Annotated in this window: 23 protein-coding genes; 15 read left to right on the forward strand and 8 right to left on the reverse strand. The window is 69.5% G+C overall.

The window, feature by feature from the left end; translation table 11 throughout:
• Positions 1-28 precede the first annotated feature (28 nt).
• Positions 29-1,498, forward strand: a complete 1,470-nt coding sequence (locus tag ACYVOK_RS06740) for a molybdopterin-dependent oxidoreductase (protein ID WP_460661388.1) — start codon at positions 29-31, stop codon at positions 1,496-1,498.
• On the opposite strand, the gene ACYVOK_RS06745 is transcribed toward ACYVOK_RS06740, so the two are convergent.
• Positions 1,495-2,103 carry a TetR/AcrR family transcriptional regulator gene (locus ACYVOK_RS06745; RefSeq protein ID WP_460661389.1) on the reverse strand — a complete coding sequence of 203 codons (609 nt, stop codon included), beginning with the start codon at positions 2,101-2,103 and terminating at the stop codon, positions 1,495-1,497. The two genes, ACYVOK_RS06740 and ACYVOK_RS06745, sit on opposite strands and share 4 nt — an antisense overlap.
• Before the next feature lie 57 nt (positions 2,104-2,160).
• Between ACYVOK_RS06745 and ACYVOK_RS06750 the strand changes: the two genes are divergently transcribed.
• Together ACYVOK_RS06750 and ACYVOK_RS06755 are read left to right on the forward strand one after the other, a co-directional pair.
• Positions 2,161-2,838 carry an ATP-binding cassette domain-containing protein gene (locus ACYVOK_RS06750; RefSeq protein WP_460661390.1) on the forward strand — a complete coding sequence of 226 codons (678 nt, stop codon included), beginning with the start codon at positions 2,161-2,163 and terminating at the stop codon, positions 2,836-2,838.
• Positions 2,835-4,898 (forward strand): YhgE/Pip family protein, encoded by a 2,064-nt coding sequence (locus ACYVOK_RS06755; protein WP_460661391.1) that lies wholly within the window; start codon positions 2,835-2,837, stop codon positions 4,896-4,898. The genes ACYVOK_RS06750 and ACYVOK_RS06755 overlap by 4 nt, the downstream gene beginning before the upstream one ends.
• On the opposite strand, the gene ACYVOK_RS06760 is transcribed toward ACYVOK_RS06755, so the two are convergent.
• The 5 genes from ACYVOK_RS06760 to ACYVOK_RS06780 form a co-directional block, all read right to left on the reverse strand.
• Positions 4,895-6,139: a hypothetical protein gene (locus ACYVOK_RS06760; RefSeq protein ID WP_460661392.1), complete on the reverse strand. Its 1,245-nt coding sequence runs from the start codon at positions 6,137-6,139 to the stop codon at positions 4,895-4,897. The genes ACYVOK_RS06755 and ACYVOK_RS06760 overlap by 4 nt on opposite strands.
• 104 nt (positions 6,140-6,243) lie before the next feature.
• The gene (locus ACYVOK_RS06765) at positions 6,244-6,933 is read right to left on the reverse strand and encodes an N-acetylmannosamine-6-phosphate 2-epimerase (RefSeq protein ID WP_460661393.1); all 690 of its coding nucleotides are present in this window, start codon (positions 6,931-6,933) and stop codon (positions 6,244-6,246) included.
• Positions 6,930-7,817 (reverse strand): N-acetylglucosamine kinase, encoded by an 888-nt coding sequence (locus ACYVOK_RS06770; protein WP_460661394.1) that lies wholly within the window; start codon positions 7,815-7,817, stop codon positions 6,930-6,932. The genes ACYVOK_RS06765 and ACYVOK_RS06770 overlap by 4 nt, the downstream gene beginning before the upstream one ends.
• 88 nt (positions 7,818-7,905) lie before the next feature.
• Complete coding sequence (locus ACYVOK_RS06775) at positions 7,906-8,559, reverse strand: hypothetical protein (RefSeq protein WP_460661395.1); 654 nt, start codon at positions 8,557-8,559, stop codon at positions 7,906-7,908.
• 83 nt (positions 8,560-8,642) lie between these two features.
• Positions 8,643-9,371, reverse strand: a complete 729-nt coding sequence (locus tag ACYVOK_RS06780; RefSeq protein ID WP_460661396.1) for a GntR family transcriptional regulator — start codon at positions 9,369-9,371, stop codon at positions 8,643-8,645.
• Between the two features lie 196 nt (positions 9,372-9,567).
• Here ACYVOK_RS06780 and ACYVOK_RS06785 point away from each other — a divergent pair, with 196 nt between their 5' ends.
• From ACYVOK_RS06785 to ACYVOK_RS06820, 8 genes are all read left to right on the forward strand, one after another.
• Entirely contained in the window at positions 9,568-10,356 is a 789-nt protein-coding gene (locus tag ACYVOK_RS06785; RefSeq protein ID WP_460661397.1) for a TIGR03084 family metal-binding protein, read from the forward strand.
• Entirely contained in the window at positions 10,353-12,065 is a 1,713-nt protein-coding gene (locus ACYVOK_RS06790; protein ID WP_460661398.1) for an acyclic terpene utilization AtuA family protein, read from the forward strand. Before ACYVOK_RS06785 ends, ACYVOK_RS06790 begins: the two co-directional genes overlap by 4 nt.
• Complete coding sequence (locus ACYVOK_RS06795; protein WP_460661399.1) at positions 12,062-13,195, forward strand: acyl-CoA dehydrogenase family protein; 1,134 nt, start codon at positions 12,062-12,064, stop codon at positions 13,193-13,195. Before ACYVOK_RS06790 ends, ACYVOK_RS06795 begins: the two co-directional genes overlap by 4 nt.
• Positions 13,192-14,757, forward strand: a complete 1,566-nt coding sequence (locus ACYVOK_RS06800; protein WP_460661400.1) for an acyl-CoA carboxylase subunit beta — start codon at positions 13,192-13,194, stop codon at positions 14,755-14,757. Before ACYVOK_RS06795 ends, ACYVOK_RS06800 begins: the two co-directional genes overlap by 4 nt.
• A gap of 108 nt (positions 14,758-14,865) precedes the next feature.
• Positions 14,866-17,136, forward strand: a complete 2,271-nt coding sequence (locus ACYVOK_RS06805) for an acetyl/propionyl/methylcrotonyl-CoA carboxylase subunit alpha (protein WP_460661401.1) — start codon at positions 14,866-14,868, stop codon at positions 17,134-17,136.
• Entirely contained in the window at positions 17,133-18,290 is a 1,158-nt protein-coding gene (locus ACYVOK_RS06810) for an acyl-CoA dehydrogenase family protein (RefSeq protein ID WP_460661402.1), read from the forward strand. Before ACYVOK_RS06805 ends, ACYVOK_RS06810 begins: the two co-directional genes overlap by 4 nt.
• Before the next feature lie 70 nt (positions 18,291-18,360).
• A complete protein-coding gene (locus ACYVOK_RS06815) occupies positions 18,361-19,917 on the forward strand; it encodes an AMP-binding protein (RefSeq protein WP_460661403.1) in 1,557 nt (518 codons plus the stop codon).
• Positions 19,910-20,545, forward strand: a complete 636-nt coding sequence (locus ACYVOK_RS06820; RefSeq protein WP_460661404.1) for a TetR/AcrR family transcriptional regulator — start codon at positions 19,910-19,912, stop codon at positions 20,543-20,545. Before ACYVOK_RS06815 ends, ACYVOK_RS06820 begins: the two co-directional genes overlap by 8 nt.
• Here ACYVOK_RS06820 and ACYVOK_RS06825 read toward each other — a convergent pair.
• A complete protein-coding gene (locus ACYVOK_RS06825) occupies positions 20,518-21,267 on the reverse strand; it encodes an AraC family transcriptional regulator (RefSeq protein WP_460661405.1) in 750 nt (249 codons plus the stop codon). The genes ACYVOK_RS06820 and ACYVOK_RS06825 overlap by 28 nt on opposite strands.
• 57 nt (positions 21,268-21,324) lie before the next feature.
• On the opposite strand from ACYVOK_RS06825, the gene ACYVOK_RS06830 reads away from it, so the two are divergent.
• The 3 genes from ACYVOK_RS06830 to ACYVOK_RS06840 all read left to right on the forward strand — a co-directional run bounded on the left by ACYVOK_RS06830 (position 21,325) and on the right by ACYVOK_RS06840 (position 25,183).
• The gene (locus ACYVOK_RS06830) at positions 21,325-22,455 is read left to right on the forward strand and encodes an MFS transporter (protein WP_460661406.1); all 1,131 of its coding nucleotides are present in this window, start codon (positions 21,325-21,327) and stop codon (positions 22,453-22,455) included.
• 179 nt (positions 22,456-22,634) lie between these two features.
• Positions 22,635-24,086, forward strand: a complete 1,452-nt coding sequence (locus ACYVOK_RS06835) for an MDR family MFS transporter (RefSeq protein WP_460661407.1) — start codon at positions 22,635-22,637, stop codon at positions 24,084-24,086.
• 53 nt (positions 24,087-24,139) lie between these two features.
• On the forward strand, positions 24,140-25,183 hold the full coding sequence (locus tag ACYVOK_RS06840) for a GNAT family N-acetyltransferase (protein WP_460661408.1): 1,044 nt from the start codon (positions 24,140-24,142) through the stop codon (positions 25,181-25,183).
• Here ACYVOK_RS06840 and ACYVOK_RS06845 read toward each other — a convergent pair.
• Positions 25,180-25,611, reverse strand: coding sequence for a MarR family winged helix-turn-helix transcriptional regulator (locus ACYVOK_RS06845; RefSeq protein WP_460661409.1), 432 nt, complete (start codon positions 25,609-25,611; stop codon positions 25,180-25,182). The genes ACYVOK_RS06840 and ACYVOK_RS06845 overlap by 4 nt on opposite strands.
• A gap of 28 nt (positions 25,612-25,639) precedes the next feature.
• Here ACYVOK_RS06845 and ACYVOK_RS06850 point away from each other — a divergent pair, with 28 nt between their 5' ends.
• Positions 25,640-26,044, forward strand: a complete 405-nt coding sequence (locus tag ACYVOK_RS06850) for a MarR family winged helix-turn-helix transcriptional regulator (protein ID WP_460661410.1) — start codon at positions 25,640-25,642, stop codon at positions 26,042-26,044.
• The last annotated feature ends 237 nt before the right edge of the window (positions 26,045-26,281 follow it).

Genomic DNA, 26,281 nt, shown 5'->3' on the forward strand with positions numbered 1-26,281 from the left:
GACCTGGTGGCGGGGGGCTGTTGGTGGGGTGCTGGCGGCGTTGGCCGGGTTGGCGGCGGGGAGTGTGGTCGCTGGTCTGCTCGGGACGCGGCAGACGCCGGTGGTGGCGATCGGGTCCGCGTTCATCGACCGGGTGCCGCCGTGGTTGAAGGACCTCGCGATCGCCTGGTTCGGCACGCACGACAAGACCGCACTGCGGGTCGGGATCCTGATCGTGCTGCTCGTGCTCGCCGCGTTCGGCGGGGTTCTCGCGGTACGGCGTTACTGGGCCGGCGCACTCGTCACCGTCGTACTGGCCGGGCTGGCGGTCGTCGCGGCCGCAACCAGACCTGACAGTGGGCAGACGGGCTTCGTCCCGTCAGCAGTTGCCGGAATCACCGCGCTGCTCATCCTCAGACTCTTCGTCCGACGACTCGAACCCCTCATCGACGACCCCGACGACGGGGTCAGCCGCCGGGGCTTCCTCCAACTGTCGGCCGGTGTCGCGATCGGGTCCGCGGCGATCGGCGCACTCGGACGGATCGTCGGCGGCAACCGCGCGGCTGTCGCCGAGGCACGCGAGGCGCTCGACCTCCCTCGACCGCCGACCCTGGATCCGCCGGCCGGAGTACAGGCCGAGGGCGCCACACCCTGGGTGACACCGAACGACGAGTTCTACCGCATCGACACCGCGCTGTCGGTTCCGCAGATCTTGCCGTCGGACTGGAAGCTGCGCATCCACGGCATGGTCGACCGCGAACTCGAGTTGACGTTCGACGACCTGCTGAAGCGTCCGGTCCTGCACAAGTGGGTCACCCTCACCTGTGTCAGCAACGAGGTCGGCGGCGACCTGATCGGCAATGCACTCTGGTCCGGCGTACTGCTCAAGGACCTCTTGCAGGAGGCCGGTCCGTCGATCGAGGCCGACGCGATCAAGTCCACGTCTAAGGACGGCTTCACCGCCGGTACGCCGCTCAGCACGCTGCTGGACGATCGGCAGTCGATGCTCGCCTTCGCGATGAACGGTGAGCCGTTGCCGGTCGAGCACGGGTTCCCGGTGCGCATCGTCGTACCTGGTCTGTACGGCTACGTGTCGGCGACCAAGTGGCTGACGGACATCGAGGTGACCCGCTTCGACCGGTTCGACGCGTACTGGACGCCACGCGGCTGGTCGGAGCTCGGGCCGATCAAGTTGTCGTCGCGGATCGACGTACCCGTTGGAAAGGAGGTGTCTCCCGGTCCGGTCACCGTGGCCGGCGTCGCGTGGGACCAGCGCGTCGGGGTGTCGAAGGTCGAGGTGCGCGTGGATGGTGGCCCGTGGCAACAGGCAACGCTGGCCGTGGACGCGTCGATCGACACCTGGCGGCAGTGGCACTGGACCTGGGACGCGCCGCAAGGCAACCATCTGCTGCAGGTACGGGCGTTCGATGCCAAAGGCAACCCACAGATCGAGGCGTCGGCACCGCCGGCTCCGAACGGGTCGACCGGCCTGCACACGGTGAACGTGAAGGTCAGCTAGCTCTTCGACGTCACCGCGGCCAGAACCATCGGCAGGAAAGTACGCTCGAGGGACCCGGCCGGAACCTTCTTGGGCTCCAGCAGGCTCTGTGAGCGTGCACCCTCGTGCAGCGCCATCACCAGCCGGACGAACTGCTCGGGCGGCACGCTGAACTCCAGCCCGTTGGTCTCGCCGATCTGCTCGACCAACTCCGTCAGCCTCGTCCGGAACATGTCCCGCTGCTCGTTCAGCGCCCGCGCCGCCTCCGGGCTGCGCAGGGCGTGCAGGGTGAACTCGGTGGAGATCAGATGCCACCGCCGCTGGTCCGGCGCGGCCTCGTCGAGCAGCCCGAGGACGGTGTCCAGCAACGTCACGGGCTGGTCGGCCAACTCAGGCAGGAGTGCGCTGATCTGCTCGATCAGCCGGTCGGTGGTCGCCTGGAACAGCGCGATGACCAACTCGTCCTTGGACGCGAAGTTGGAGTAGAACGCGCCGCGGGTGAACCCGGCGCGGTCACAGATGTCCTCCACCGAGGCGCCGTGGAAACCCCGCTCGGCGAAGACGTCGAGGGCGCCTTCGAGCAGGCGGGCCCGGGTGTTGGAGCGGCGGCGTTTGGGCAGTTCCATGACCATAGGATACAGTTCTGTATTGAATACACAATCGTATTGAACGGGGACACTGGAATGGAGCTCGAGGCGACCGGGATCAGCGTGCGTGGCCCGCACGCGCCGATGCTGGACGCGACTTCGCTGCGGGTCGCTGACCATCAGCTGGTGCTCCTGGCCGGCTACCCGGGTCCTGGGCACGTGGCCGCGTCTCTCGGGCTGTCCGGTCGTCTTCGCCCCGACACCGGTCAGGTGCGGCTGGACGGGAACGCGGACGCCGCTCTACTTCGTCGACGGGTCGCTGTGGTGGACACACCCGGCATCACCGAGCCGGACGACGCACTGCCGGTCCAGACCGTCGTCGGCGAGGAGCTGGCGATTGCCGGTCGCAAGGCCGGCCGCAGAGCGGTGCTGGAGTGGCTGGACCAGCATCAAGCGGCTGAGCACGCCGACAAACGGTTCGAGCACCTGCCGATCGCAGTACGGACCAGACTGCTTACCGAGCTCACTGTGGCGAGGCCTGACGTCAAGATGGTCATCCTGACGATGCCGGACCGGCATGGTGGTGATCCCCACGACTGGTACGCCGTCGGCCGCGACGTGGCGTCCCGTGGGTACGGCGTGATTATCACCTGCGCGGACGCATCGGCACGGCTACTCGGCGTACCGGCCGCCCAGCTGGGCTCGAAGAAGCAACCGGAGCCAGTGCAGGTAATCCCGTTCGATGAATCACTTGCAGAGGAGACCCACGCGTGACCGCGGTACGGATGGCACTGGGCGAGCTGCGGCGGTTGACCGCGGGACGGCTGCCGAAGCTGGCCGTGGTGGCGCTCCTGCTCGTGCCGGTGCTGTACGGCGGCCTGTACCTCTACGCGAATCACGACCCCTACAGCCGGCTCGACAAGATCCCGACCGCGGTCGTGGTGGAGGACGAGGGTACGACGCTCGCCACCGGCGAGAAGCTGGATGTCGGGCCCCAGGTGGCCGACGAGCTCGTGAAGTCCAAGAGCTTCGACTGGCACGAGGTAGATCGTGCCGTGGCGACAGCGGGTGTGTCGGACGGCACGTACGAGTTCGCCCTCGTGCTGCCGGAGTCCTTCTCCGCGGACCTCGCGTCGAGTGCGGAGTTCACGCCCCGGCAGGCGAGTCTCGAGCTGCTCACCAACGACGCCAACAACTACATCGCCCACACCATGGCCAACCAGGTCGTCGCCCAGGTCACCAAGACTGTCGCGTCACAGGTGAGCGAGACCGCGGCGAGCAAGCTGCTGGCCGGCTTCAGCACGATCCACACGCAGGTGGGCGAGGCAGCGACTGGAGCGGCCCAGTTGCAGAGTGGACTCACCAGTGCGGCGACAGGCGTCACCAAGCTGCAGACCGGCGCGACACAGCTCAACACCGCGCAGAAGCAGCTCTCCGCCGGTGCGACCAAGCTGGCGGCCGGGACCACGCAAGCCTCGCAGGGCGCGACAGAGCTCGCAGCCGGTGCCGACAAGCTCGACAACGGCCTGAGCACCCTCAAGCAGAAGACGTCGACCCTGCCGAAGCAGACGAAGGCTCTGGCGACGGGGGCCGATCAGGTCGCCGACGGCAACGAGAAGATCGCCGCGACCGGGCAAGAGGTCGCGACCGCGTCCAGCACGCTGGTGAAGGATCTGAGCACTTTCAACACCGGTCTGGCCGCGCGGCTCAGGGCGCAGGGGTTCACCCAGACGCAGATCAACCAGGTGCTGACCGAGACGGCCAAGCTGCGGGCACCCGTCGTACGTGCGAACACCAAGATCCAGTCGACGTCCAAGCAGCTCAACCAGCTCGCGACCGGTGCTCGCAAGGTCTCCAACGGCGCTGCCGCGCTGGCCAAGGCGACCCCTGCTCTGACCAGTGGGATCAGTACGGCGGCCACTGGCGCGCACCGGCTCGACACCGGCGCCGGCCAACTGAAGACCGGTCTGGCGAGCGTGCAGACCGGCGCGCAGCAGCTCGCGGCTGGTGAGAAGCAGGCAGTTGCTGGGCAGGGCCAGTTGCTCACCGGTGTGAACGGCATGGCGACCGGAGTCACTCAGCTGAAGACCGGTGCGACGCAGCTGCAGACCGGACTGGCCAACGGCCTGAAGCAGATTCCCAATCCGTCGGCCCAGCAGCGCAAGGCGGTTGCCGAGACGCTCGGCGCACCCGTGACCCTGCAGAACGTCTCGCAGGCCACCGCCGACAGCTACGGCGCCGGACTGGCTCCGTTCTTCCTCAGCCTGGCCTGCTGGATCGGGGCATACGTACTGTTCCTGCTGGTCCGTCCGCTGTCACCACGCGCGCTGGCGGCGTTGCAGTCTCCGTTCCGAGTCGCACTGGGCGGCTGGCTGCCGCCGGCTCTGTTCGGCGCGATCCAGGCGACGCTGGTGTTCAGCGCAGTGACGATCGGTCTCGGTATCCACGCGGCGCACCCGTGGCTGACGGTCGGGTTCCTGATCCTCACGTCGTTCACGTTCGTCGCGATCCTGCACGCGCTGTCGGCCTGGCTCGGGGCCGTGGGCAAGTTCCTCGGCCTGGTGCTGATGGTGATCCAGCTCGTCAGCGCGGGCGGTACGTTCCCGTGGCAGACGATCCCCGAGCCGCTGTACTTCTTCCACCACGCACTCCCGATGAGCTACGCGATCGACGGCGTACGTCACCTCATGTACGGCGGCTCCGGCGCCTCCCTCGGCCGCGACCTCCTGGTCCTCGCAGCCTGGTTCCTCGCTGCTCTCGCCGCGTCCACCCTCGCGGCCCGCAACCAACGCGTCTGGCCCGCCAAGAAGCTGCAGCCTGAGCTGGCGCTCTAACTGTTCACGAAGGCGGCTGTCTCGGCGAGGAGGCGGTTGGTGGTGGGCTGGTCGAAGTACGTGATGAGGGCTTCGTACGCGCCGGACTCGGCGGCGGACGGGTCGACGATGTAGCCGAAGTACCCGTCCGTGTAACCGGCCACTCGGGTGATCGGATGCGTGCTGTCGGCCTGCAGACAGGCGCCGTGCACGGCGAACAGCTCGACCGGCAGGTTCACCCAGCAGACGTCGCCGAGGGTCACCACACTGATCGGAAGTTCCATCGTGTCAGGTAACACGGCCGCCGCCATCAGCGACTGACCCCGTGCTCCGTCCAGCCGGGTCTGCGCGATCCGGCCCGACGGATCGTCCACGCTGCTGCGGACCGCGCTCGCAGCCGCCGCCACGGTCAACGCCGCCTCCTCGGCCGATGGCAGGTCCCGGACCGGCAGTTCGATCGTCGTACGGCGGATGGCCGGTGCGGACTGTGGTAGCTCCAGCCCAGGACCGGCCAGCGCCTCACGGACCCGGGACGCGAGCAGGCCGCCGAGACGAGCCACCTCCTCCGCACTTCGACCTCGACGCGTGAACCGTGGACTCACATCACCCGCCGCGCCCTGGAGGTAGCCGACCACTGCGGGAGCCAGGGCGGCCCGAGCGGCTCCCGGCCAGTCAGCAGACCACCGCAGGTTCTCCGGACCGTACGTCGTCGGGTGGCAGGCGAAGTCGAACAGGATCGCCTCGAGCGAACCGTCGAGGCCGTGCAGCGCCAGGATGCCGGCCGTGTTGTCGTGCGGACCGTTCTTGCGGTGCCGGTTCGCGCCGACGCCGACCACCTCGATCGAACGCCAGGACGCCGTGACCGGCCGGCGGGGCAACGCCGCGCCGGCGACCGCCGAGACCAGAGCCTCGTACAGAACCGGCTCACGTTCGGCCGGGATGACCGGGTGGATCTCGCCGGTCCAGCCGGACGGACCGGAGTGAGTGTGCGATGCCGACACGACCACGTGCGATGCCGGGATTCCGGTCGCCGACGCGGCCGCGGCGGACAGCTCGGCGACGAGTTCCTTGCCGACAGCAATCGCGTCCAGGCTCAGCCAGAGCACGCCGGGGTCGTCCGCCGTACCGAGCCAGATCAGCGTGGCGTGCAGCGGGTCGGCGGTTCCGATGGCCGGGGCGGTGCGGGCGGCGTAGCCGTCCAGACGGTGGCCAGGCGGTGGCGTGACGTCCAGGGAGGTCGCGGCCAGGAGGAGTTTGCTCACTTACTTACACGCTCCAACGGTCGTGCCGGTGAAATCTTTCCGGTCCGGGCAAGATAGCCCGTGGGTGCCGGCGGTATCGACAGGGCGCCTCCGGGGTCAGGCGGTCAGCGGTGAGATCGAGTAGACCACTTCGGTGGCAACGCGCTCACCAGGTGAGCCGTGATGTTCGTCGGATTGGTGATCGCCGATCCGACGACGACGGCGTAGGCGCCGGCGTCGCAGACCGCGCGAACGTGTTCGGGTGTCCTGATCCTGCCCTCGGCGACGACCGGGCAATCCAGTGCGCCGGCAAGGCTGCGGACCAGTTCGACATCGGGTCCGGGCGGAGCAGCGCCGCCGGTGTAACCGGACAACGTCGTGGCGACGAGGTCGGCACCGGCTTTCCGCGCGGCGAGGCCCGCGTCCAGTGAGTCGACGTCGGCCAGAAGTGGTACACCCAGTTCGTCGTGGATGCGCTCGATGTGACGACGCAGAGGCTGCCCGTCGGGCCGTGGCCGGAGCGTCCCGTCCAGGGCGATCAGGTCGGCTCCGGCGGCGACGACCTCGGCGGCCGACTCGAACGTCGGGGTGATGAACACGCCCGCCGGATCGCCGAGTTTGTTGATGCCGATGATCGGCAACTCCGTCACGGCCCGGATCGCGGCGACGTGCTCCGCGCCGTTGGCACGGATCGCGCCCGCCCCGCCGAGCTCGGCGGCACGCGCCATCAACGCCATCAGGTCGGCGGAGTCGAACGGGTCCCCGGCGATGGACTGGCACGACACCACCAGGCAGCCGGGCGGCAGGGTCCTCACGAGCGGTGGGTGATGATCAGGTCGGCGTACGGACCGGGTGGACTGGTTGCCAGGCGCTCTGCGCCGTCGAGGGACGTGCCGGCGGGGGGAACGAGCTCAGCACGCGCGGGAAGGGCGGCACGGACCGGACCGAGTAGCTGCTCACCCGCACCGGCGAACAGACCGCCCACACACGCGACCGGGACAGCATCCCGGCCCGCAAGCGCTGACACTGCCGCGTCGATCGTCTCGGCGATGTCGTGAGCAGCCCGTACGACGATCTCCGCTGCCACCGGGTCGCCTTCGGCAGCACACCGAAGTACCTCTGGAGCGAACCGTGCGACATCGTCGACCAGTGTCGCGGACCTGTAGAGCGTGACGGGGTCCAATGTGGTGTCCGCGAGCTTCGTCGCGGGACCGCGACCGTCACGAGCCCGCTGTACGGCGACAAGGCCCGCGCGACCGATGGCGAACGCGCTACCGGCATCTCCGAACAGGTACCCGTGCCCGTCGACCTTGTGCCAGGACCCGTCGCGGTCCACGGCTAGACAGACCAGACCGGTGCCGGCAGCAACCACTACGCCGTACCCGTCGGCCAGAGCTCCGGCGTGCGCCGTCACCATGTCCTGCGTCAGCCGGACCTCACTGGCGTCGAGCAGCCCGGCGATCCGCGCAGCAAGCCCCTCCGCGACCTCACGCGCCGGCGGGAACCCGGTCAGCCCGAGCGCCACGACCTCGATCGGGCCGGCGACCTCGGCCGCCGCCGCGGCAGTCCTGACGGCTCCCAGCAGGTGCTCGATGCTGTCGGGTCCGTGGACGTACCCAGGTCCCTGGCCGACCCGTCCGGTCGGCAGGACCCGAAGCCTGAGGGCGGACTGCCCGCCGTCGATGGCAATGCTCGTCATGCAGGGCGACCTCTGTGACTCGACGTACCCACCGCGCCCAGTCTCGCTGCCCCCGGCTGCCGGGTAAAGCACACCGACTAGACCAATGTCAGCCCACGCCGAGGCGGGTGCGGGTCACCGGTGCCGTGCGGTCCAGGAGTGAGGGGATGGGGACGCCGTACAGCGGGATGCTGGGCTGGAGCCAGTCGTTGAGGATCGGGTCCTCGTTGGTGAGGTGGTCGGTGAGCTCGGTCCGGCTGAGTTCGAAGACATGAGCCGGGTTGCCGGTGAGGTCGACGATCGACTGCATCAGGCGGCCCGCCTGGTCCTCCCAGAGGACGTCGCCCGGGTCGACCTGGTCCGGCCGGATCAGCAGCAGATCGACGTCGCTCTCGAGATCGCCGTCGCCGCGGGCGATCGCGCCGTACAAGCTGGCGTGCACGGGTGGGATCCGCCAGGCACTGATCTCGTCGGCCAGCCGGCTGGTGAGGGTACTGCGGAGGTCGGCGAGGAACTCGACCGCCGGGGCGACGAGGTGGTTGCGGTTGAGGCGATAGAGCAACGAGTTGCCGACGTCGTCGACGTGCACCAGGCCGGTCGTCGCCAGCCGCTGCAGGACCAGGCGGACGCCGGCGACGCTGCCCGTGCCGGCCAGCCTGTGGATCTGCCGGCCGGACAGCCCGCGCTCACTCCGTGCCAGCACCTGCAGGACCGGACCGTCCAGCGACGGTATGACGGTGCTGATCGGGCTCTTGAGATCCATGACGGTGCCCACGATAGGTATCAACCGTCCACGGGGAGTAATCAACGTGACGGAACAACAATTACTTGCCTTGGGCAACCGGGTCACAGCCCGCGGGGAGCCGGCGCCGTACGGAGGTCGGCGGTGAAGGCGTAGCGGTCGCCTCGGTAGAGGGCTGAGGTGTACTCGAAGACGCGGTCGCGGCGGTCGAGGCTGATGCCGTGGACGGCGAGGCAGGGTTGGGTGGTGGGGATGCCGAGCCAGCCTGCTGTCCGGGCGTCGGGCATGGCCGGTTCGATCCGGGACGTGCCGCTGACGTGACCGATGCCGTAGCGCGAGTCCAGCAGGTCGTACAGCGACCCGTTGAGGTCGTCGGCCTGCAGCCCCGGGACGTACGCCGCGGGCAGCGTGGTGCGTTCGACCACCATCGGTACGTCGTCCGCCAGCCTGAGCCGGGTGAACGTGATGATCGGGTCACCGACCGGGATGCGCAGCCGGCGGGCGGCCGCGCGCTCGGCCTTCAACTGGCGGAACTCGAGCATCGTGCTGCCCGGTCGCATCCCGCGCCGCCGGACGTCCTCGGAGAAGCCGACCATGCCGAGCCACTTCGCCACCTTCGGCCGGGTGGTGTACGTCCCGCTGCCGTGCCGGCGGACGAGCAGTTCCTCGATCACCAGTTCGTCGACGGCGCGGCGCAGCGTCATCCGGGCGATGTTCCAGCGGGCGGCCAGTTCCCGCTCCGGCGGCAGCGCGGCTCCTTCGGGCAGGGTGTCGATGAGGCTGAGCAGCAACGCCCGTATCTCGGCGGCCTTGCCGGGCAGCGAACCATGCATTGGTCTTGCGTAGCACCGGCACCGGGTCGTCGCAAAGGCTTTCCACCCCGATCGACGTGCGGGAGTGGAGTTGGTCGCCGCGACTCCACTCCCGCACAGGGCGGCAGTCCTGCCGAAGTGGAAAACAAGCACGCTTGATTCTTTTTGTGGGGCGTGCGACGCTCGGCTGCACGATCCCTACCGCGGGGAGTGCAGCGTGCAACTGGACGAAGTGCTGGCCGACCTGTGGGCCGAGAGCGCGGAGCTGGACCGGCTGGTCGGTGGGCTGCCGGCCGAGGACTGGGCCACGCCGACGCCGGCCGAGGGCTGGACCATCGCACACCAGATCGCCCATCTCGCCTGGACCGACGAGGCCGCGCACCTCGCCGTCACCGATCCGGACGCCTTCAGGGCCTCGCTGGAGAAGGCGGCCGCCAGCCCCGCGACGTACGTCGACGAAGGCGCGAACGAGACCGCCACACTTCCGCCGGACCAACTGCTGACGTACTGGCGGGAGACCCGCGCCGACCTCGCCGAGGCGCTCAAGCAGGTCCCGCCCGGTCAGAAGGTGCTGTGGTACGGCCCGCCGATGAGTCCAACCTCGATGGCGACCGCCCGGCTCATGGAGACGTGGGCGCACGGCCAGGACGTGGTCGACGCCTTGCAGGTCACCCGCCAGCCGTCGAACCGGCTGCGGCACGTCGCCCACCTGGCTGTCCGCACCCGTGACTTCGCCTACCTGCTGCACAACCGCACCCCACCGGCCGAGCCGTTCCGAGTCGAGCTCACCGGTCCGGACGGGCAGACCTGGTCCTGGGGTCCCGACGACGCGGAGCAGCGGGTGAGTGGCCCGGCGCTCGACTTCTGCCTGCTCGCGACACAGCGCCGGCATCGCGACGACCTCGCCGTACAGGCCCAAGGTGCCGACGCGGAGGAGTGGCTCGGCATCATCCAGACGTTCGCGGGTCTGCCGGGCAAGGGCCGCGCGGCGGGGCAGTTCGGATGACTCCGCCGGTCCGGATCGGGAACGCGTCCGGCTTCTACGGCGACCGGTTCAGCGCGGTCCAGGAGATGCTGACCGGCGGGCCGCTCGACGTGCTGACCGGTGACTACCTGGCCGAGCTGACGATGCTGATCCTGGGCCGGGACCGGTTGAAGGATCCGTCGCTCGGGTACGCGCGGACGTTCCTCAAGCAACTGGAGACCGGCCTCGGCGAGGCGCTCGACCGCGGCGTCAAGATCGTCAGCAACGCCGGCGGTCTCAACCCCGCCGGACTCGCCACCGCCATCCAGACGCTGGCCGACAAGCTCGGACTCCAACCCAAGATCGCGTACGTCGAAGGCGACGATCTACTCGACAGAGCCGAGGAGCTCGGCCTCGGCGCACCCCTGACCGCCAACGCGTACCTCGGCGCTTGGGGTATCGCGGAGGCGCTGCAGGCCGGCGCGGACGTGGTCGTCACCGGCCGGGTCACCGACGCCTCGGTGATCGTCGGACCGGCCGCCGCGCACCACGGCTGGAAGCGGACGCAGTACGACGAGCTCGCCGGTGCCGTCGTGGCCGGTCACGTGATCGAGTGCGGCTGCCAGGCGACCGGCGGGAACTACGCGTTCTTCAGCGAGATCCGCGACCTGGGCAGGCCGGGATTCCCGATCGCCGAGATCCATGCCGACGGCAGCAGCGTGATCACCAAGCACGACAACACCGGCGGCGCGGTCACCATCGACACCGTCAAGGCCCAACTCCTGTACGAGATCACCGGCGCCCGGTACGCCGGTCCGGACGTCACCGCCCGCCTCGACACGATCGAACTCGGGACCGACGGGCCCGACCGGGTCAGAATCAGCGGCGTCCGCGGTGAGCCGCCGCCACCGACGTACAAGGTGTCGCTGAACAGCGTCGGCGGGTTCCGCAACGAGGTCGGCTTCGTGCTGACCGGACTCGACCTCGAGGCGAAGGCGGAGCTCGTCCAGCGGCAGCTCGAGCAGGCGCTGCCGAAGCGTCCGGCCGAGCTCAAGTGGACCCTGGCCTGGACCGAGAAGCCGAACGCCGAGTCCGAGGAGGAGGCGAGCGTCATCCTCCGCTGCGCCGTGAAGGACCCGGATCCGCAGGTCGTCGGCCGCACCTTCTCCAACGCCGCGGTGGAGTTGGCGTTGTCGAGCTACCCGGGCTTCCACGTCACGGCTCCGCCTGGCGACGGTTCGCCGTACGGGATCTTCCGGGCCGGGTACGTCGACATCCGCGAGGTCGAGCACGTCGTCGTACTGCCGGACGGGACCCGGAAGACCGTCGAGCCCGGCGCGGAGACGCAGCCGCTGACCGAGGTCGAGGACATCGGGTTGCCGATGCCGTTGCCACAACTCGCGTCGAGTGGACGGCCGCGGACGCGGGAGGTGCCGCTCGGCCGGATCGCCGGTGCACGGTCGGGCGACAAGGGTGGAGACGCGAACGTCGGCGTATGGGTACGGCAGGAGAAGGCGTGGCGCTGGCTGGCGCACACGTTGACGGTCGAACTCTTCCAGGAGTTGCTGCCGGAAACGAAGGACCTGCCGGTCACGCGCTACGTCCTCCCGAACCTGTGGGCGCTCAACTTCGTCGTCGAAGGCTTGCTGGGTGAGGGCGTCGCGTCGCAGGCGCGCTTCGACCCACAGGCGAAGGCCGTCGGCGAGTGGCTGCGATCCCGGTACGTCGACGTACCGGAGGTGTTGCTGTGAACGCCGAAGAAAGGGCACTGCGGGACTCGGTACGGCGGTTCGTGGTGGCAGAGGTACTGCCGCAGCTGGACCAGTGGGAGCGCGACGGCGAGTTGCCCCGGGACCTGCACAAGAAGGCGGGTCAGCTCGGGCTGCTCGGCGTCGGCTTCCCGGAGGCGGTCGGCGGTGGGGGCGGTTCGCTGCTGGACGCGATCGCGGTGGTCGAGGAGATGCACTACGCCGGCGGGTCCGGCGGGCTGGTCGCCTCGCTGCTGACCTGCGGTATCGCGCTGCCCCACATCGTTGCTGCTGGCAACCAGGAGCAGATCGACCGGTGGGTCCGGCCGACCCTCGACGGCGAGCTGATCGGCGCGCTGGCGATCACCGAACCCGGCGGCGGCTCGGATGTCGCATCGATCCGGACCAGCGCCCGGCGGGACGGCGACCATTTCGTTGTCAACGGCGCGAAAACGTACATCACGTCCGGCTGCCGTGCGGACTTCGTCACCACCGCGGTCCGCACCGACGGGCCGGGCGCTCACGGGATCAGCCTGCTGGTGATCGAGAAGGACACGCCTGGGTTCACGGTGTCGCGGAAGCTGGAGAAGATGGGCTGGCTGTGCTCGGACACGGCCGAACTGTCGTTCACCGACGTACGGGTGCCGGTGGCCAACCTGGTCGGAGCTCAGGGCACCGGCTTCGTCCAACTGGCGGTGAACTTCGTCGCCGAACGGTTGACGCTGGCAGTGCAGGCGTACGCCGGTGCGCAGCGAGCGCTCGATCTGACCGTGCAGTGGTGCCGGGACCGCGAGACGTTCGGCCGGCCGTTGATCTCGCGGCAGGCCGTGCAGCACACGCTGACCGAGATGGCGCGGCGGATCGATGTCGCCCGCGTCTACGTGCATTCCGTTGCTCGCCGGGCCGACGCCGGCGAGGACGTGATCGCCGAGACCTGTTTCGCCAAGAACACCGCCGTCGAGGCCGGCCAGTGGGTGTGCGACCAGGCACTCCAGTTGCACGGCGGTCTCGGCTACATGCGGGAGGCCGAAGTCGAACGCCAGTATCGCGACCAGAAGATCCTCGCGATCGGCGGCGGCACCACCGAGATCCTGACCGGCCTGGCCGCGAAACGACTGGGGTTCAGCGCATGAACAATCGCGAGGCGATGCTGGAGAAGCTGGCCGAACTGGAGGCCGAGCACGCCAAGGCGCTGGCCGGTGGCGGGGCGAAGTACGTCGAACGGCACCATCAGCGGGGCAAGCTGCTGGCCCGCGAACGGATCGAGTTGCTGCTCGACCCGGACTCGCCGTTCCTTGAACTGTCACCGCTGGCCGGCTGGGGTTCCGACTTCACCGTCGGCGCGAGCCTGGTCACCGGCATCGGGGTGGTCGAAGGCGTCGAGTGCCTGGTCACCGCCAACGACCCGACCGTCAAAGGCGGCGCCAGCAACCCGTGGACGCTGAAGAAGGCGTTGCGGGCGGACGAGATCGCCCGGGCCAACCGGCTGCCGGTGATCAGCCTGGTCGAGTCCGGCGGCGCCGACCTGCCGACCCAGAAGGAGATCTTCATCCCCGGCGGCGCGATGTTCCGCAACCTGACCCGGTTGTCGGCCGAGGGGATCCCGACCGTCGCGCTGGTGTTCGGCAACTCCACCGCCGGCGGCGCGTACATCCCCGGGATGAGCGACTACGTGGTGATGGTCGACGGCGGCGCGAAAGTGTTCCTGGCCGGGCCGCCGCTGGTGAAGATGGCGACCGGTGAGGACGCCGACGACGAGTCGCTCGGCGGCGCATCGATGCACGCCCGGGTCTCCGGGCTGGCCGACTACTTCGCGGTCGACGAGCAGGACGCGATCCGGCTCGGCCGGCAGATCGTGTCCCGGCTGAACTGGCGCAAACTCGGTCCGCCGCCGGCTCCGTCGTACGACGAACCGCTCTACGACGCCGACGAGTTGCTCGGGATCGTGCCGGCTGACCTGAAGATCCCGTTCGACCCGCGGGACGTGATCGCCCGGGTGGTGGACGGGTCCGTCTTCGACGAGTTCAAACCGCTGTACGGGTCGTCGCTGGCGACCGGGTGGGCGTCGGTGCACGGGTACCCGGTCGGCATCCTGGCGAACGCGCGCGGTGTGCTGTTCAGCGAGGAGTCGCAGAAGGCGGCCCAGTTCATCCAGCTCGCGAACCGGGCCAACACGCCGCTGATCTTCCTGCACAACACCACCGGCTACATGGTCGGGCAGGAGTACGAGCAGGGCGGAATCATCAAACACGGCGCGCAGATGATCAACGCGGTCTCCAACTCTCGCGTGCCGCACCTTTCCATCCTGATGGGGGCGTCGTACGGCGCCGGGCACTACGGGATGTGCGGTCGCGCCTTCGACCCGCGGTTCCTGTTCGCCTGGCCGTCGGCGAAGTCGGCGGTGATGGGTCCGCAGCAGCTCGCCGGCGTACTGTCGATCGTCGCGCGCGCGGCCGCGGAGGCGAAGGGCCAGCCGTACGACGAGGACGACGACGCGGCCATGCGAGCGTACGTCGAGGGCCAGATCGAAGCCGAGTCGCTGCCGATGTTCCTGTCGGGGCGGCTGTACGACGACGGCGTGATCGACCCGCGCGACACCCGGACCGTGCTCGGGATCTGCCTGTCCGCCATCCACTCCGCCCCGGTCCAGGGCACCCGCTTCGACGGCGCCAACTTCGGCGTCTTCCGGATGTGATGCGCATGACCGTGCTTTGGCCGGGCCTTCGGCGCCGGCAGGGTCCTGGGGCCTTGACTCCCGGCCTTCCCTCGTCGCTCCGCTCCTCAGTCCAGGCCGGGAGGCCCCATGACCACCTCGGAGCCGCCCGTGATCAGCTCGGTTCTCGTGGCCAACCGCGGTGAGATCGCCCGGCGGATCTTCCGGACCGCGCGATCGCTCGGGCTGTCGACCGTTGCGATCCACTCGACCGCCGACACGGGGTCGCCGCATGTGGCCGAGGCCGACGCGGCGGTTCACCTGCCCGGGAACGCGCCCGGTGAGACCTACCTGCGCGGCGACCTCGTCATCGAGGCAGCGGTGAAGGCGGGCGCCGACGCGATCCACCCCGGCTACGGGTTCCTGTCGGAGAACGCGGGGTTCGCACAGGCGGTGATCGACGCCGGACTGACCTGGATCGGGCCGCCGGTGGACGCGATCTCCTCGATGGGTTCGAAGATCGAGGCGAAGAAGCTGATGGCGGCGGCCGGAGTCCCGGTGCTCGCCGAGCTGACGCCGGCGGAGGTGTCGGAGGCGGAGCTGCCGGTGCTGGTGAAGGCGTCCGCGGGCGGTGGTGGGCGAGGGATGCGGGTCGTCTCACGGTTGGAAGACCTGCCGCGGGAGATCGAGGCCGCGTCGGCGGAGGCGTTGTCGGCGTTCGGGGACGGGACGGTGTTCTGCGAGCGCTACCTGGCGTCCGGGCGGCACATCGAGGTGCAGGTGATGGCCGACCGGCACGGCCCGATCTGGGCGGTCGGTGAACGGGAGTGCTCCATTCAGCGCCGCCACCAGAAGGTGGTCGAGGAGGCGCCGTCACCGCTCGTCGAACGCATCCCGTCCATGCGCGCCTCGTTGTTCGACGCGGCCCGCAAGGCAGCCGCAGCCATCAACTACGTCGGTGCCGGGACGGTCGAGTTCCTCGCCGACGAGCACGGCAACTTCTACTTCCTGGAGATGAACACCCGCCTCCAGGTCGAACACCCGATCACCGAGGAAACCACAGGCCTCGACCTGGTCGAGTTGCAGTTCGCCATCGCGTCCGGAGACCGGCTTCCGCCTGACCCCCCGCCCACCTTCGGCCACGCCATCGAGGTGCGGTTGTACGCCGAAGACCCATCCAACGACTGGCAACCCCAAACCGGCACACTCCACCGCTTCGCGGTGGGCGGTGTGGGGAGCGCCCCCGCGCTAGGTGGTGGGCGAAGCACCCCAGCGCTGGGTGGTGGAGCAAGCGGGTCCGCGCTGGGCGGCGGAGCAACCGGCCCCGCGCTGGATGGTGGAGCACGCGGCCCCGCGATGGACGGCGGAGCAACCGGCCCCGCGCCGGACGGCGGAGCAACCGGCCCCGCGCTCGGCGGCGGAGCAAGCGGGTCCGCGGTGGGCGGTGGGGAGAGCGCCGCCGCGCTGGGTGGTGGAGTAGGCGGTGTCGCTCCGGTAAGCCCGCGCCGGCGGCCGGAGGCCGCCGGCGCGGGGGATGCGGGGAGGGGTAGCCACGGGTGGGGCGTGCAGCCGGGGTTGCGGGTGGACTCGGGGGTGGAGGGTGGGTCGGAGGTTTCGTCGTATTACGACGCGATGTTGGCGAAGGTGATTGGTTCGGGGGTGGATCGGAGGGCGGTTGCTCGGCGGCTGGCGGGGGAGTTGGAGCGGGCTCGGATTCATGGGGTGGGGACCAACCGGGATCTGCTGGTGTGGGTGCTTCGGCATCCGGCGTTTCTCGCCGGGGAAACCGACACCGGGTTCTTCGACAGGCACGGCGTGGGGGTGCCGGTCGGTGACGACGTGGTGCGGGTGTCGGCGTTGGCTGCGGCACTGGCGGATGCGGCCCGGCGGCAGGCGGCGACCCCCGTGCGGGTGCCCAGTGGGTGGCGCAACGTCCCGTCCCAGCCTCAGCGGAAGAGCTACCGCGCCGGCGATGTCGTGCACGAGGTCGCCTATCGGCTGACCCGCGACGGGTTGGTTGTCGACGGCAACATCCAGCTCGTCGAGCACCACCCGGATCGCGTGGTGTTGGAGATCGACGGCGTACGGCGGGCGTTCGAGGTGGCGACGTACGACGGTCTGGTGTGTGTGGACTCGTCGCTCGGAAGCGTCGAGTTGACGCCGGTGGAGCGGTTTGCGGACCCGGCAAGCCAGGTGGCGGCGGGATCGTTGCTGGCGCCGATGCCGGGCACGGTGATCCGGGTCGGCGTGCAGGTGGGTGACCAGGTGGAACAAGGGCAGCCGCTGCTCTGGCTGGAGGCGATGAAGATGGAGCACACCATCTCCGCGCCGGCCGATGGAGTCGTCAGCGAGCTCAGGGTCGAGGCAGGTCAACAGGTCGAGGTCGGCGCCGTACTGGCCGTGGTTGGGGAGGAAGCATGAGCTTCATCGAGTCGGAGGAACGCCAAGCCCTTCGCAAGGCCGTGGGCGAGCTCGGCAAGAAGTACGGCTACGAGTGGTTCAACCGGCAGGCGCGGACCGGCGGGCACACCAAGGAGTTGTGGCTCGAGGCCGGCAAGCTCGGTTATCTCGGCGTCAACCTGCCCGAGGCGTACGGCGGTGGAGGCGGCGGCATGGCCGACCTGTCGATCGTGCTCGAGGAGCTCGGCGCAGCTGGCTGCCCGCTGCTGATGATGGTGGTCTCGCCGTCGATCTGCGGCACGGTGATCGCCCGCTTCGGCACCGACGAGCAGAAGGAACACTGGCTGCCGGTTCTGGCCGACGGTACGACGATCATGGCGTTCGCGATCACCGAGCCCGACGCCGGCTCGAACTCGCACGAGATCACCACGACTGCACGCCGTACCGAGGACGGCTGGTCGCTGACCGGGCGCAAGGTCTTCATCTCCGGCCTCGACGTCGCCAAGGCCGTCCTGGTCGTCGGCCGGACCGAGGACGCGCGGACCGGGAAGCTGAAGCCGGCCCTGTTCATCGTGCCGGTGGACGCACCCGGGGTCGAGTTCCGCCAGATCGAGATGGACCTGATCAGCCCGGACAAGCAGTTCGCCCTGTTCCTCGACGACGTCCGGCTGCCGCGGGAGGCCCTGGTCGGCGCCGAGGACGCGGCACTGCTGCAACTGTTCGCGGGGCTCAATCCCGAGCGGATCATGGCGTCGGCGTTCGCGATCGGGATCGCGCGGCACGCGCTCGGCAAGGCGACGGCGTACGTCAAGGAGCGTCAGGTCTGGAAGGCCCCGATCGGCGCGCACCAGGGTCTCGCGCACCCGCTCGCGCAGATCAAGATCGAGCTCGAACTGGCCCGGCTGATGATGCAGAAGGCCGCCGCCCTGTACGACGCCGGCGACGATCTGGCCGCGGGTGAGGCGGCGAACATGGCGAAGTACGCGGCCGGCGAGGTCGCCGTCCGGGCCACCGACCAGGCCGTCCAGTGCCTCGGCGGCAACGGGATGACGACGGAGTACGGCGTCGCCTCGCTGGTCGCGGCCGCGCGGGCGACCCGGATCGCGCCGGTCAGCCGGGAGATGATCCTGAACTTCGTCGCCCAGCACAGCCTCGGCCTGCCGAAGTCGTACTGAGGTCTTCCCCACTACCCCCGAGTAGGCCACAGTTCCTGCACCAGCGGTCGCCAGAGAGGATCAGGCCACGATGATCATCACCAGCGAGTTCCCACCCGTAGAGATCCTGGACGTTCCGATCCACGACGCCGTCCTCGGCCGGGCCCAGGAGTACGGCGACCGGCCGGCGCTCGTGGACGGCGTGAGCGGCAAGGAGATCAGCTACGCCCAGCTGGACGCGATGAGCCGTCGCGTCGCGGCCGGGTTCGCCGAGCTCGGCATCCGGCACGGTGACGTCATCGCGCTCTACAGCCCGAACACGATCCTCTACCCGGTCGTCTTCTACGGCGCCACCCGGGCCGGCGCGACCGTGACCACGGTGAATGCGCTCTACACGGCCGACGAGTTGCACAAGCAACTGGTCGACTCCAAGGCCAAGCTGCTGGTGACGATCTCGCTGTTCCTTCCGGCGGCGACCGCGGCCGTCGAGGGCACGGACGTGACCGAGATCTTCGTCTGCGACAGCGCGGAGGGGTACCGCTCGGTGATGGAGCTGGTCGCGTCCACCGGGCCGGAGCCGGAGGTGACCATCGATCCGGCCGAGGACGTCGCCGTACTCCCGTACTCGAGTGGTACGACGGGCGCGGCCAAGGGCGTCATGCTGACGCACCGGAACATCTCGACCAACATCGCGCAGGCCGAGGTGATGATCACGCTCGGCGAGGACGAGCGGATCATCGCGATCCTGCCGTTCTTCCACATCTACGGGCTGACCGTGCTGATGAACCTCCCGCTCCGGCTCGGCGCGACGGTCGTCGTGCTGCCCAAGTTCGACCTGGAGCAGTTCCTGACCACGCTCGACCAGCAGAAGATCACCCGGGCGTTCGTGGCGCCGCCGGTCGTGCTCGCGCTGGCGAAGCACCCGGCCGTCGACGGGGTCGACCTGTCGTCGCTGAAGTACGTGATGTCCGCGGCGGCGCCGTTGGACGGTGAGCTGGCCGAGGCGTGCGCGAAGCGGCTCGGGCTGCACGCCGTACTGCAGGCCTACGGGATGACCGAGTTGTCACCGGGCACGCACTCGGTGCCGCAGGACGACCCGGAGCCACCGCCCGGCGCCGTCGGCAAGCTCTTCCCGTCGACCGAGCTGCGGCTGGTCGGTGCCGATGGCAACGATGCCGACGAGGGCGAGATCTGGATCCGCGGGCCGCAGGTGATGAAGGGGTACCTGGGCCGGCCGGCCGAGACCGAGGCGACGATCGACTCCGACGGCTGGTTGCACACCGGCGACATCGGCCGGATGGACGAGCGCGGGTACCTGTACGTGATCGACCGCGTGAAGGAGCTGATCAAGTACCACGGCTACCAGGTGCCGCCGGCCGAATTGGAGGCGGTGCTGCTCACCGACGAGCGGATCGCGGACGCGGCGGTGATCGGTGTCCAGGCTGACGGGAACGAGGTGCCGAAGGCGTTCGTGGTGCCGATGCCGGGCGTGGAGCTGACCGAGGACGACGTGATCGAGTACGTGTCCGCGCGGGTGGCGCCGTACAAGAAGATCCGGCAGGTGGAGTTCATCGAGGCGGTGCCGAAGGCCGCCTCGGGCAAGATCCTCCGGCGTGAGCTCAGAGCCCGCGAGGCCGCCCGTGAGTGATGGTGAGCTCGCTGCGCTCGCTCACGGCCCCAAGGAACCCCAGCAGGACCGCAGCCGGGCAACCCGGCAGCGGCTGCTCGAGGCGGCGGTGGAGTCACTGGCCGAGGTCGGGTACGCCGCGACGACGGTAGCGGTCGTCGCGGCCCGGGCCGGGGTCTCGCGGGGTGCGGCACAGCACCACTTCCCGACGCGGGCCGATCTGTTCGCCGCGGCGGTGGAGTACATGACCGAGGTGCGGCTGGCCGAGATCAGAGCCCAGGCCGCCGCTCTGCCGAGCGGTCCGGGGCGGACCGAGGCGATCGTGGGGATGCTCGCGGACGTCTACACCGGACCACTCTTCCGTGCCGCGCTGCACCTCTGGGTCGCAGCGTCGACCGAAGAGGGGTTGCGGAAGCAGATCGTCGGGTTGGAGGCGCATGTCGGGCGTCAGGCTCACAGAGCTCTACTGGAAGTGCTTGACGTGAGTGAGCGGACTCCTGGGGTGCGGGAGACCGTGCAGGGCGTGCTGGACATGGCACGCGGTCTGGGTCTGGCTGACCTGCTCACGGATGACAGTGCACGTCGTCGCGGAGTAGTACGGCAGTGGAGCCACATCCTCGATCAGGCGCTTCGAGATCCTGGTGTGTGACCGAAAGCGCGTCGGAAGGTGTCGATGAACGCACTGGTCGACGCCCAGCCGCATTGATGCGCCACGCGGGTCACCGAGTCGCCACCGGCCAGCAGCCGCAGAGCCAGGTGTAGCCGCAACTCCGTGCGCCACTGCGGGAAAGTCATGCCCAGGTCCGCCTTGCAGAGCCGGCTCAGGGTGCGTTCGCTCGCACCGATCTCCCGGCCGAGCTCGGCGAGCGTCCTGTTGTCTGCCCGGTCGTCTTGCAGCAGCTTGCAGACCGCCGCCAGCCGTGGATCGCGGGGAGTCGGTAGGTACGTCGGCCGCTGCGGAGACCGCCGAAGCTGATCCAGCAGTACGGCGTGCAGCCGCCGTCGCTCGTCCGCATCAGCCTCGCGGCCGTCGCCACCCTCTCCAGACGTGTAGGCGAGGATCAGCTCGCGCAGCAAAGGACTGACCACCAGCGCCGACGGCGCGTTCAGGCCGAGCAGGTTCTCCGTGAGTCCGACGGTGTGCAGGGCGGTATCGCCGTACGCACGGTGCTGGTGGACCGTGCCGGCCGGGACCCAGATCGCCCGGTTCGCAGGGGCGATCCAACTGCCCGCCTCGGTCGTCACCGAGAGGACGCCGCGACCGGCGTACACGATCTGGTTCTGCTCGTGCCAGTGCGGGTCGACGCCGCCTCCGGCCGGGATCGACTGGAAGCCGGAGTTCGCGGGGCGCAGTTGGCGTATTTCCGGCATAGGTTGGCATTTTATCGGAAGACCGACACATGCCTGCCCGATCAGGATCGTCGGGTGATGAGACTTCGACCGATCGGGCTGATGGCGATCGGGCATGCCTGCGTGGACGTGTACCAGGGCGCCGTACCGGCTCTGGTTCCTTTTCTGGTCGCCGAGCGGGGGCTCGGCTACGTGGCGGTGTCCGGGATCACGCTGGCCGCGACGCTGCTGTCGTCCGTGGTGCAACCGGTGTTCGGCGTACTGACCGATCGGCGGCCGATGGCCTGGCTGATCCCGGTGAGTATGACGACAGCCGGGCTCGGGATCGCGCTGGTCGGGGTGGGTGACGCGTATGTGCTGACCTGGTTGGCGGCCGCGTTGTCGGGGCTCGGAGTCGCGGCCTATCACCCGGAGGCGGCGCGGATGGCGCGGGTGGTCAGCGGCGGCAGCCATGTCGGGATGAGCTGGTTCTCGGTCGGCGGGAACGTCGGGTTCGCGTTCGCGCCCGTGCTGGTCACGCCGATCATGGCTGCCGGTGGGCTGTCGCTGACGCCGGTGCTCGTCGTACCCGCACTCGCCGGTGCGCTCATCACGTCACGTGCCGTCCGGTCGCATCGCTCCAGAGTTGTCACCGGGCGTCTCCCGAAGGCGGGGAAGGACGACTGGCCTTCGTTCCTGCGGTTGTCCGCGATCATGGTCTGCCGGTCGATCGTCTTCGTCGGGCTCGGCACGTTCATCGCGCTGTATGCCGGTGAGCGAGTCGGCGGCGGGACGACGACCGGCGGGGTCGCGCTCTTCGTCCTGTTCGCGGCTGGTGCGTTCGGCACCTTGCTCGGCGGGCGGTTCGCCACCCGGTACGGGCGGGTCCGGACGATGCGGACGTCGTACGGTGTGGCTGTCGCGGCGATCGCCGGCCTGGTGTTCGTCCCCGGCCCGGCGTTCTTCGGTTTCCTCACGCTGACCGCCATCGCGATGTCGGTCCCGTTCTCCCTCCACGTCACCCTCGGCCAGGACTACCTCCCGACCCGCATCGGCACCGCCGGCGGCATGACCCTCGGCCTGGCCGTCAGTATCGGCGGCATCGCCACACCCCTCCTCGGCACCATCGCCGAACACACCTCCCTGCGCCTGGCGCTCAGCACCCTGATCGTCCTGGTCCTCACCAGTTGCCTGATCGGCTACGGGCTGAAGGAACCCGCGGCTGAGTGATTCCAGCTGCAGCTAGTAGCCGACGGAGTTGATAGTGGCTGCGAGGGGTCGAGGTCGGCGATGCTGGGATACCTCGTCCGGCTCGAGGCAGTCGTAGGACGGACCTCGGCCGGGCGGCGGTCCACCAGACGGTCAGGGGCTCTGGAATCGTTTGCCCGTGACGTAAGTTGCTGTCTGAGATGACTACCGAGGGGATCGACCGGGCCGCCGGGGTGGGGCTCCGGTCGGAGCGTGGGCCGATTCTGCTCGCGGTGATGCTCAGCATCGGGCTGGTGGCGATCGACGCGACCATCCTGGCCACCGCCGTACCCTCGATCGTCGCGGACCTCGGCGGCTTCACCCAGTTCCCCTGGCTGTTCTCGATCTACCTGCTCGCCCAGGCCGTCTCGGTGCCGATCTACGGCAAGCTCGCCGACCTGCGCGGCCGCAAGCCGATCATGCTGCTCGGCGTCGGCCTGTTCGTGGCCGGCTCGGTGCTGTGCGGTTTCGCCTGGAGCATGCCGGCCCTGATCGCGTTCCGGCTGATCCAGGGGCTCGGCGCCGGCGCGATCCAGCCGATCGGGATGACGATCGTCGGCGACATCTACACTGTCGCCGAGCGGGCCAAGGTGCAGGGCTACATCGCCAGCGTGTGGGGAATCTCGTCGTTCGTCGGCCCGGCGCTGGGCGGCGTGTTCTCCGACTACATCTCCTGGCGCTGGATCTTCTTCGTCAACATCCCGCTCGGCCTCGCCGCCGCCTGGGTGCTGACCCGCCGCTTCCGGGAGAACGTGGCCAAGCAGGCCAGCCACCAGATCGACTACGCCGGTGCGATCCTGCTCGCGGTCGGCGGCTCGCTGCTGCTGCTCGGTCTGCTCGAAGGCGGCGTGATCTGGGCCTGGGACTCGGCGGTCAGTATCGCGATCCTGGCCGGGGCCGCCGTACTGCTGACCGCGTTCGTCCTGGTCGAGCGCCGCGCCGCTGAGCCGATCCTGCCGCTGTGGGTCCTCGGCCACCGCGTGCTGAACTCCGCGAACTCGTCGGCTCTGCTCATCGGCGTGCTGATGGTCGGCCTATCGACGTACGTGCCGCTGTTCGCCCAAGGCGTCCTGGGGACGTCGGCTCTGGTGGCCGGCTTCGCGTTGGCCGCGATGACGCTGGGCTGGCCAATCGCGGCCTCGCTGGCCGGCCGGATCTATCTGCGCCTCGGCTTCCGTACGACGATGCTCTTCGGCGCGGTGATCGTCGTGATCGGAGCCGGGTTGCTGCTCACCGTCGACTCGGGTAGCGCCGTACTGCACCTGGCCGCGGCCTGCTTCGTCATCGGGCTCGGACTCGGCTTCTCCGCCTCGCCCTCGGTGGTGGCGGCACAGTCGTCGGTCGCCTGGCAGACGCGCGGTGTGGTGACCGGCGCCAACATGTTCGCCCGCTCAGTCGGCAGTGCGGTCGGCGTAGCCGTGTTCGGCGCAGTGGCCAACAGTGTGGTCGCCGCACGACTCGGTGACACGCACGCCGACTTGGAGAACCTGCCCAGCGACGTGCTCGCTCCTGCCATCCACGACGTGTACTACGGAGCCGCCGCGGCCGCAGTCCTCCTGGTGGCCGCCGTACTCTTCATGCCCAACCGAATCACCGAACAACCTCTCCGCTAACGCGGCATCGGCGCGACGCGGGCAGCCACCAGTCCGGCGGCTAGGTTGGCGGTATGCGTCCGGTTGACTGTGTGGCTGCTCTGGTCCGGGACGGGCAGCATCGGGTCTACGTGCAACGCCGTACGGCGGGGCGGCGGCTGCTGCCCGGGATCTGGGACGTCGTCGGCGGACACCTGGAGCCGGGTGAGAGCCCTGAGGAGGCGCTGGCCCGGGAGGTCGAGGAGGAGACCGGCTGGAAGGTCCGGGACATCGTCTGGACCGTGGCGGACTGGGAGTGGGAGTGGCAGGGACGGGTACGGCGTGAACTCGACTTCCTCGTCACCGTCGACGGAGACCTGGCCAGGCCGCGACTCGAAGACGGCAAGCACGACGCGGGTGCCTGGGTCGGACCGGACAACCTCGAACTGCTGATGGTGAACCGGACCGACGGCGACCGGCGGCTGCGGGACATCGTCGCCCACGTGGTCCGCACCCGCTTCACCAAGCACCTCCGGCTCGAACCGTTGAGAGGTCCCGGTGAGGTCCTGCCCGGACATGCGGCGGACCTGGTGAGGCTGTACTCGGACCCGTGGGTGGCGCACTGGTACGGCGGTGCCTGGTCGGAGCAGGACGCCGTACGTTGTGCCGCCGATGCTGGGGCTGCTTGGGAGGCCGACGGCGTCCACAAGTGGATGGCGTACGAGCGTGACAGCGGAGCGCTCGCGGGACGGGGTGGGCTGTCCCGGCTGCCGGCGGGCGGGGCAGTGACCGAGGCGATCGGCGAGCTGGCAGGCCCGGACTGGGCGGCCGACCGGCTGGAGCTGGGGTGGGCGCTGACCGAGTCGGCGCGTGGTCGTGGGCTGGCGACCGAGATCGGGCGGGCCGGACTGGAGTTCGCGTTCGGGACGCTGAAGGCTCAGGCGGTGATCGCGTTCACCGAGCGGCACAACGCGGCCTCGCGAGCGGTGATGGAACGCCTCGGCATGACCTACGCCGGCGAGATCACCACGGAGGGCCTGGTCGAAGGGTCCGCGGAGGTGCAGCCGGACGCGCCGTTCGCCGTCTACGTCACGACCCGGACGCCGGACACCCCAACCGGACCAGAAGCGGACATCTAGCGGTCCAGCGCGGTCACGAAGCGGGTCAGCAGGTCCGCGAACGTCCGCCGCTCGGCATCGGTCCAGCCGTCCATCGCGGCCGCGAAGCGCTCCCGGCGGTACTCGTGGACGCGCTCGAGTTGCCGCCGGCCATCCGCGGTCAGGACCAGGTTCGTACGACGCCCGTCCGCCTGGTCGGCCTCACGTCGGACCAGACCTGCCGTGACCGCCGAAGCGACCAGCTTGCTGGCCCGTGGCTGGTCAACCCCCAGTGCGGCCGCGACTCCGTTGACGCCGATCGGGTCCGGCCCGGCCGCCTCGAGCGCGTCGAGGACCTCCTGGACCGGGTCCGGTCCACCGGCCTGCACGGCGAAGGTACGACGGGTCTGCCGCCGGCGGATCGCGATCATCGCCGCCTCCACCGCGGTCACCGGATCCGTCTTGTCCACCGCTCCTCCCAGATATATATTTATTGACATGTATATGTCAGATGACAACAAGCCTATCGGGTGGTGGCTGAAGGAGGTCGACCGACTGCTGGAGGCGGCGTTCGAGCAGGTCCTGGCAGAGGACGGGCTGACCCGGCGGCAGTGGCAGGCGCTGAACGCGGCCGCCGGTCAGGAGCCGATCGAGGTGGCCCTCGCACCGTTCCTGAGCGGTCGACCGGACGAGTTGCGGGCCGCGATCGACCCGTTGATCGCCCGCGGGTGGCTGCAGGACCAGCGCCTGACCGCGGCGGGCCGGGCCGCGCTGGAGCGACTCGAGGCGAAGGTCCAGGCTCAGCGGGGGCGGGTGACGGCGGGGATCACCGGCGAGGAGTACGCCGCGACGATCGGCGTACTGCGGAAGATGGCGGAGAACCTGAAAGGCTCCGCCGCGTGACCGCCCAGGCGCGGCGGTCACACAGCGGAGCCGGGCCACCTCGGGGGATGGCTCATGGTGAGGTGGCACGAGCCATACGGTGTCCTACCGCCCAGGACACTCCCCGCCTGGCCCGAGGTGTCGGCCAGGAGGTGGTTGGAACGGCTGGGCGGCGGCGATACAGGGGTCAGCCGCCACGCCCAGCCGGGTCTGGTGGGCGGTGCGGTCCGGAGTTGAGGAGGACTCCGGACCGCACCT

The sequence above is a fragment of the Kribbella swartbergensis genome, from assembly GCF_054784135.1.

Coding starts and splice junctions, on each gene's coding strand:
- ACYVOK_RS06745 (WP_460661389.1), bottom strand. CDS start 2,103: ATGGAACTGCCCAAACGCCGCCGCTCCAACACCCGGGCCCGCCTGCTC.
- ACYVOK_RS06750 (WP_460661390.1), top strand. CDS start 2,161: ATGGAGCTCGAGGCGACCGGGATCAGCGTGCGTGGCCCGCACGCGCCG.
- ACYVOK_RS06770 (WP_460661394.1), bottom strand. CDS start 7,817: ATGACGAGCATTGCCATCGACGGCGGGCAGTCCGCCCTCAGGCTTCGG.
- ACYVOK_RS06775 (WP_460661395.1), bottom strand. CDS start 8,559: ATGGATCTCAAGAGCCCGATCAGCACCGTCATACCGTCGCTGGACGGT.
- ACYVOK_RS06780 (WP_460661396.1), bottom strand. CDS start 9,371: ATGCATGGTTCGCTGCCCGGCAAGGCCGCCGAGATACGGGCGTTGCTG.
- ACYVOK_RS06790 (WP_460661398.1), top strand. CDS start 10,353: ATGACTCCGCCGGTCCGGATCGGGAACGCGTCCGGCTTCTACGGCGAC.
- ACYVOK_RS06800 (WP_460661400.1), top strand. CDS start 13,192: ATGAACAATCGCGAGGCGATGCTGGAGAAGCTGGCCGAACTGGAGGCC.
- ACYVOK_RS06805 (WP_460661401.1), top strand. CDS start 14,866: ATGACCACCTCGGAGCCGCCCGTGATCAGCTCGGTTCTCGTGGCCAAC.
- ACYVOK_RS06810 (WP_460661402.1), top strand. CDS start 17,133: ATGAGCTTCATCGAGTCGGAGGAACGCCAAGCCCTTCGCAAGGCCGTG.
- ACYVOK_RS06815 (WP_460661403.1), top strand. CDS start 18,361: ATGATCATCACCAGCGAGTTCCCACCCGTAGAGATCCTGGACGTTCCG.
- ACYVOK_RS06825 (WP_460661405.1), bottom strand. CDS start 21,267: ATGCCGGAAATACGCCAACTGCGCCCCGCGAACTCCGGCTTCCAGTCG.
- ACYVOK_RS06830 (WP_460661406.1), top strand. CDS start 21,325: ATGAGACTTCGACCGATCGGGCTGATGGCGATCGGGCATGCCTGCGTG.
- ACYVOK_RS06835 (WP_460661407.1), top strand. CDS start 22,635: ATGACTACCGAGGGGATCGACCGGGCCGCCGGGGTGGGGCTCCGGTCG.
- ACYVOK_RS06840 (WP_460661408.1), top strand. CDS start 24,140: ATGCGTCCGGTTGACTGTGTGGCTGCTCTGGTCCGGGACGGGCAGCAT.
- ACYVOK_RS06850 (WP_460661410.1), top strand. CDS start 25,640: ATGTATATGTCAGATGACAACAAGCCTATCGGGTGGTGGCTGAAGGAG.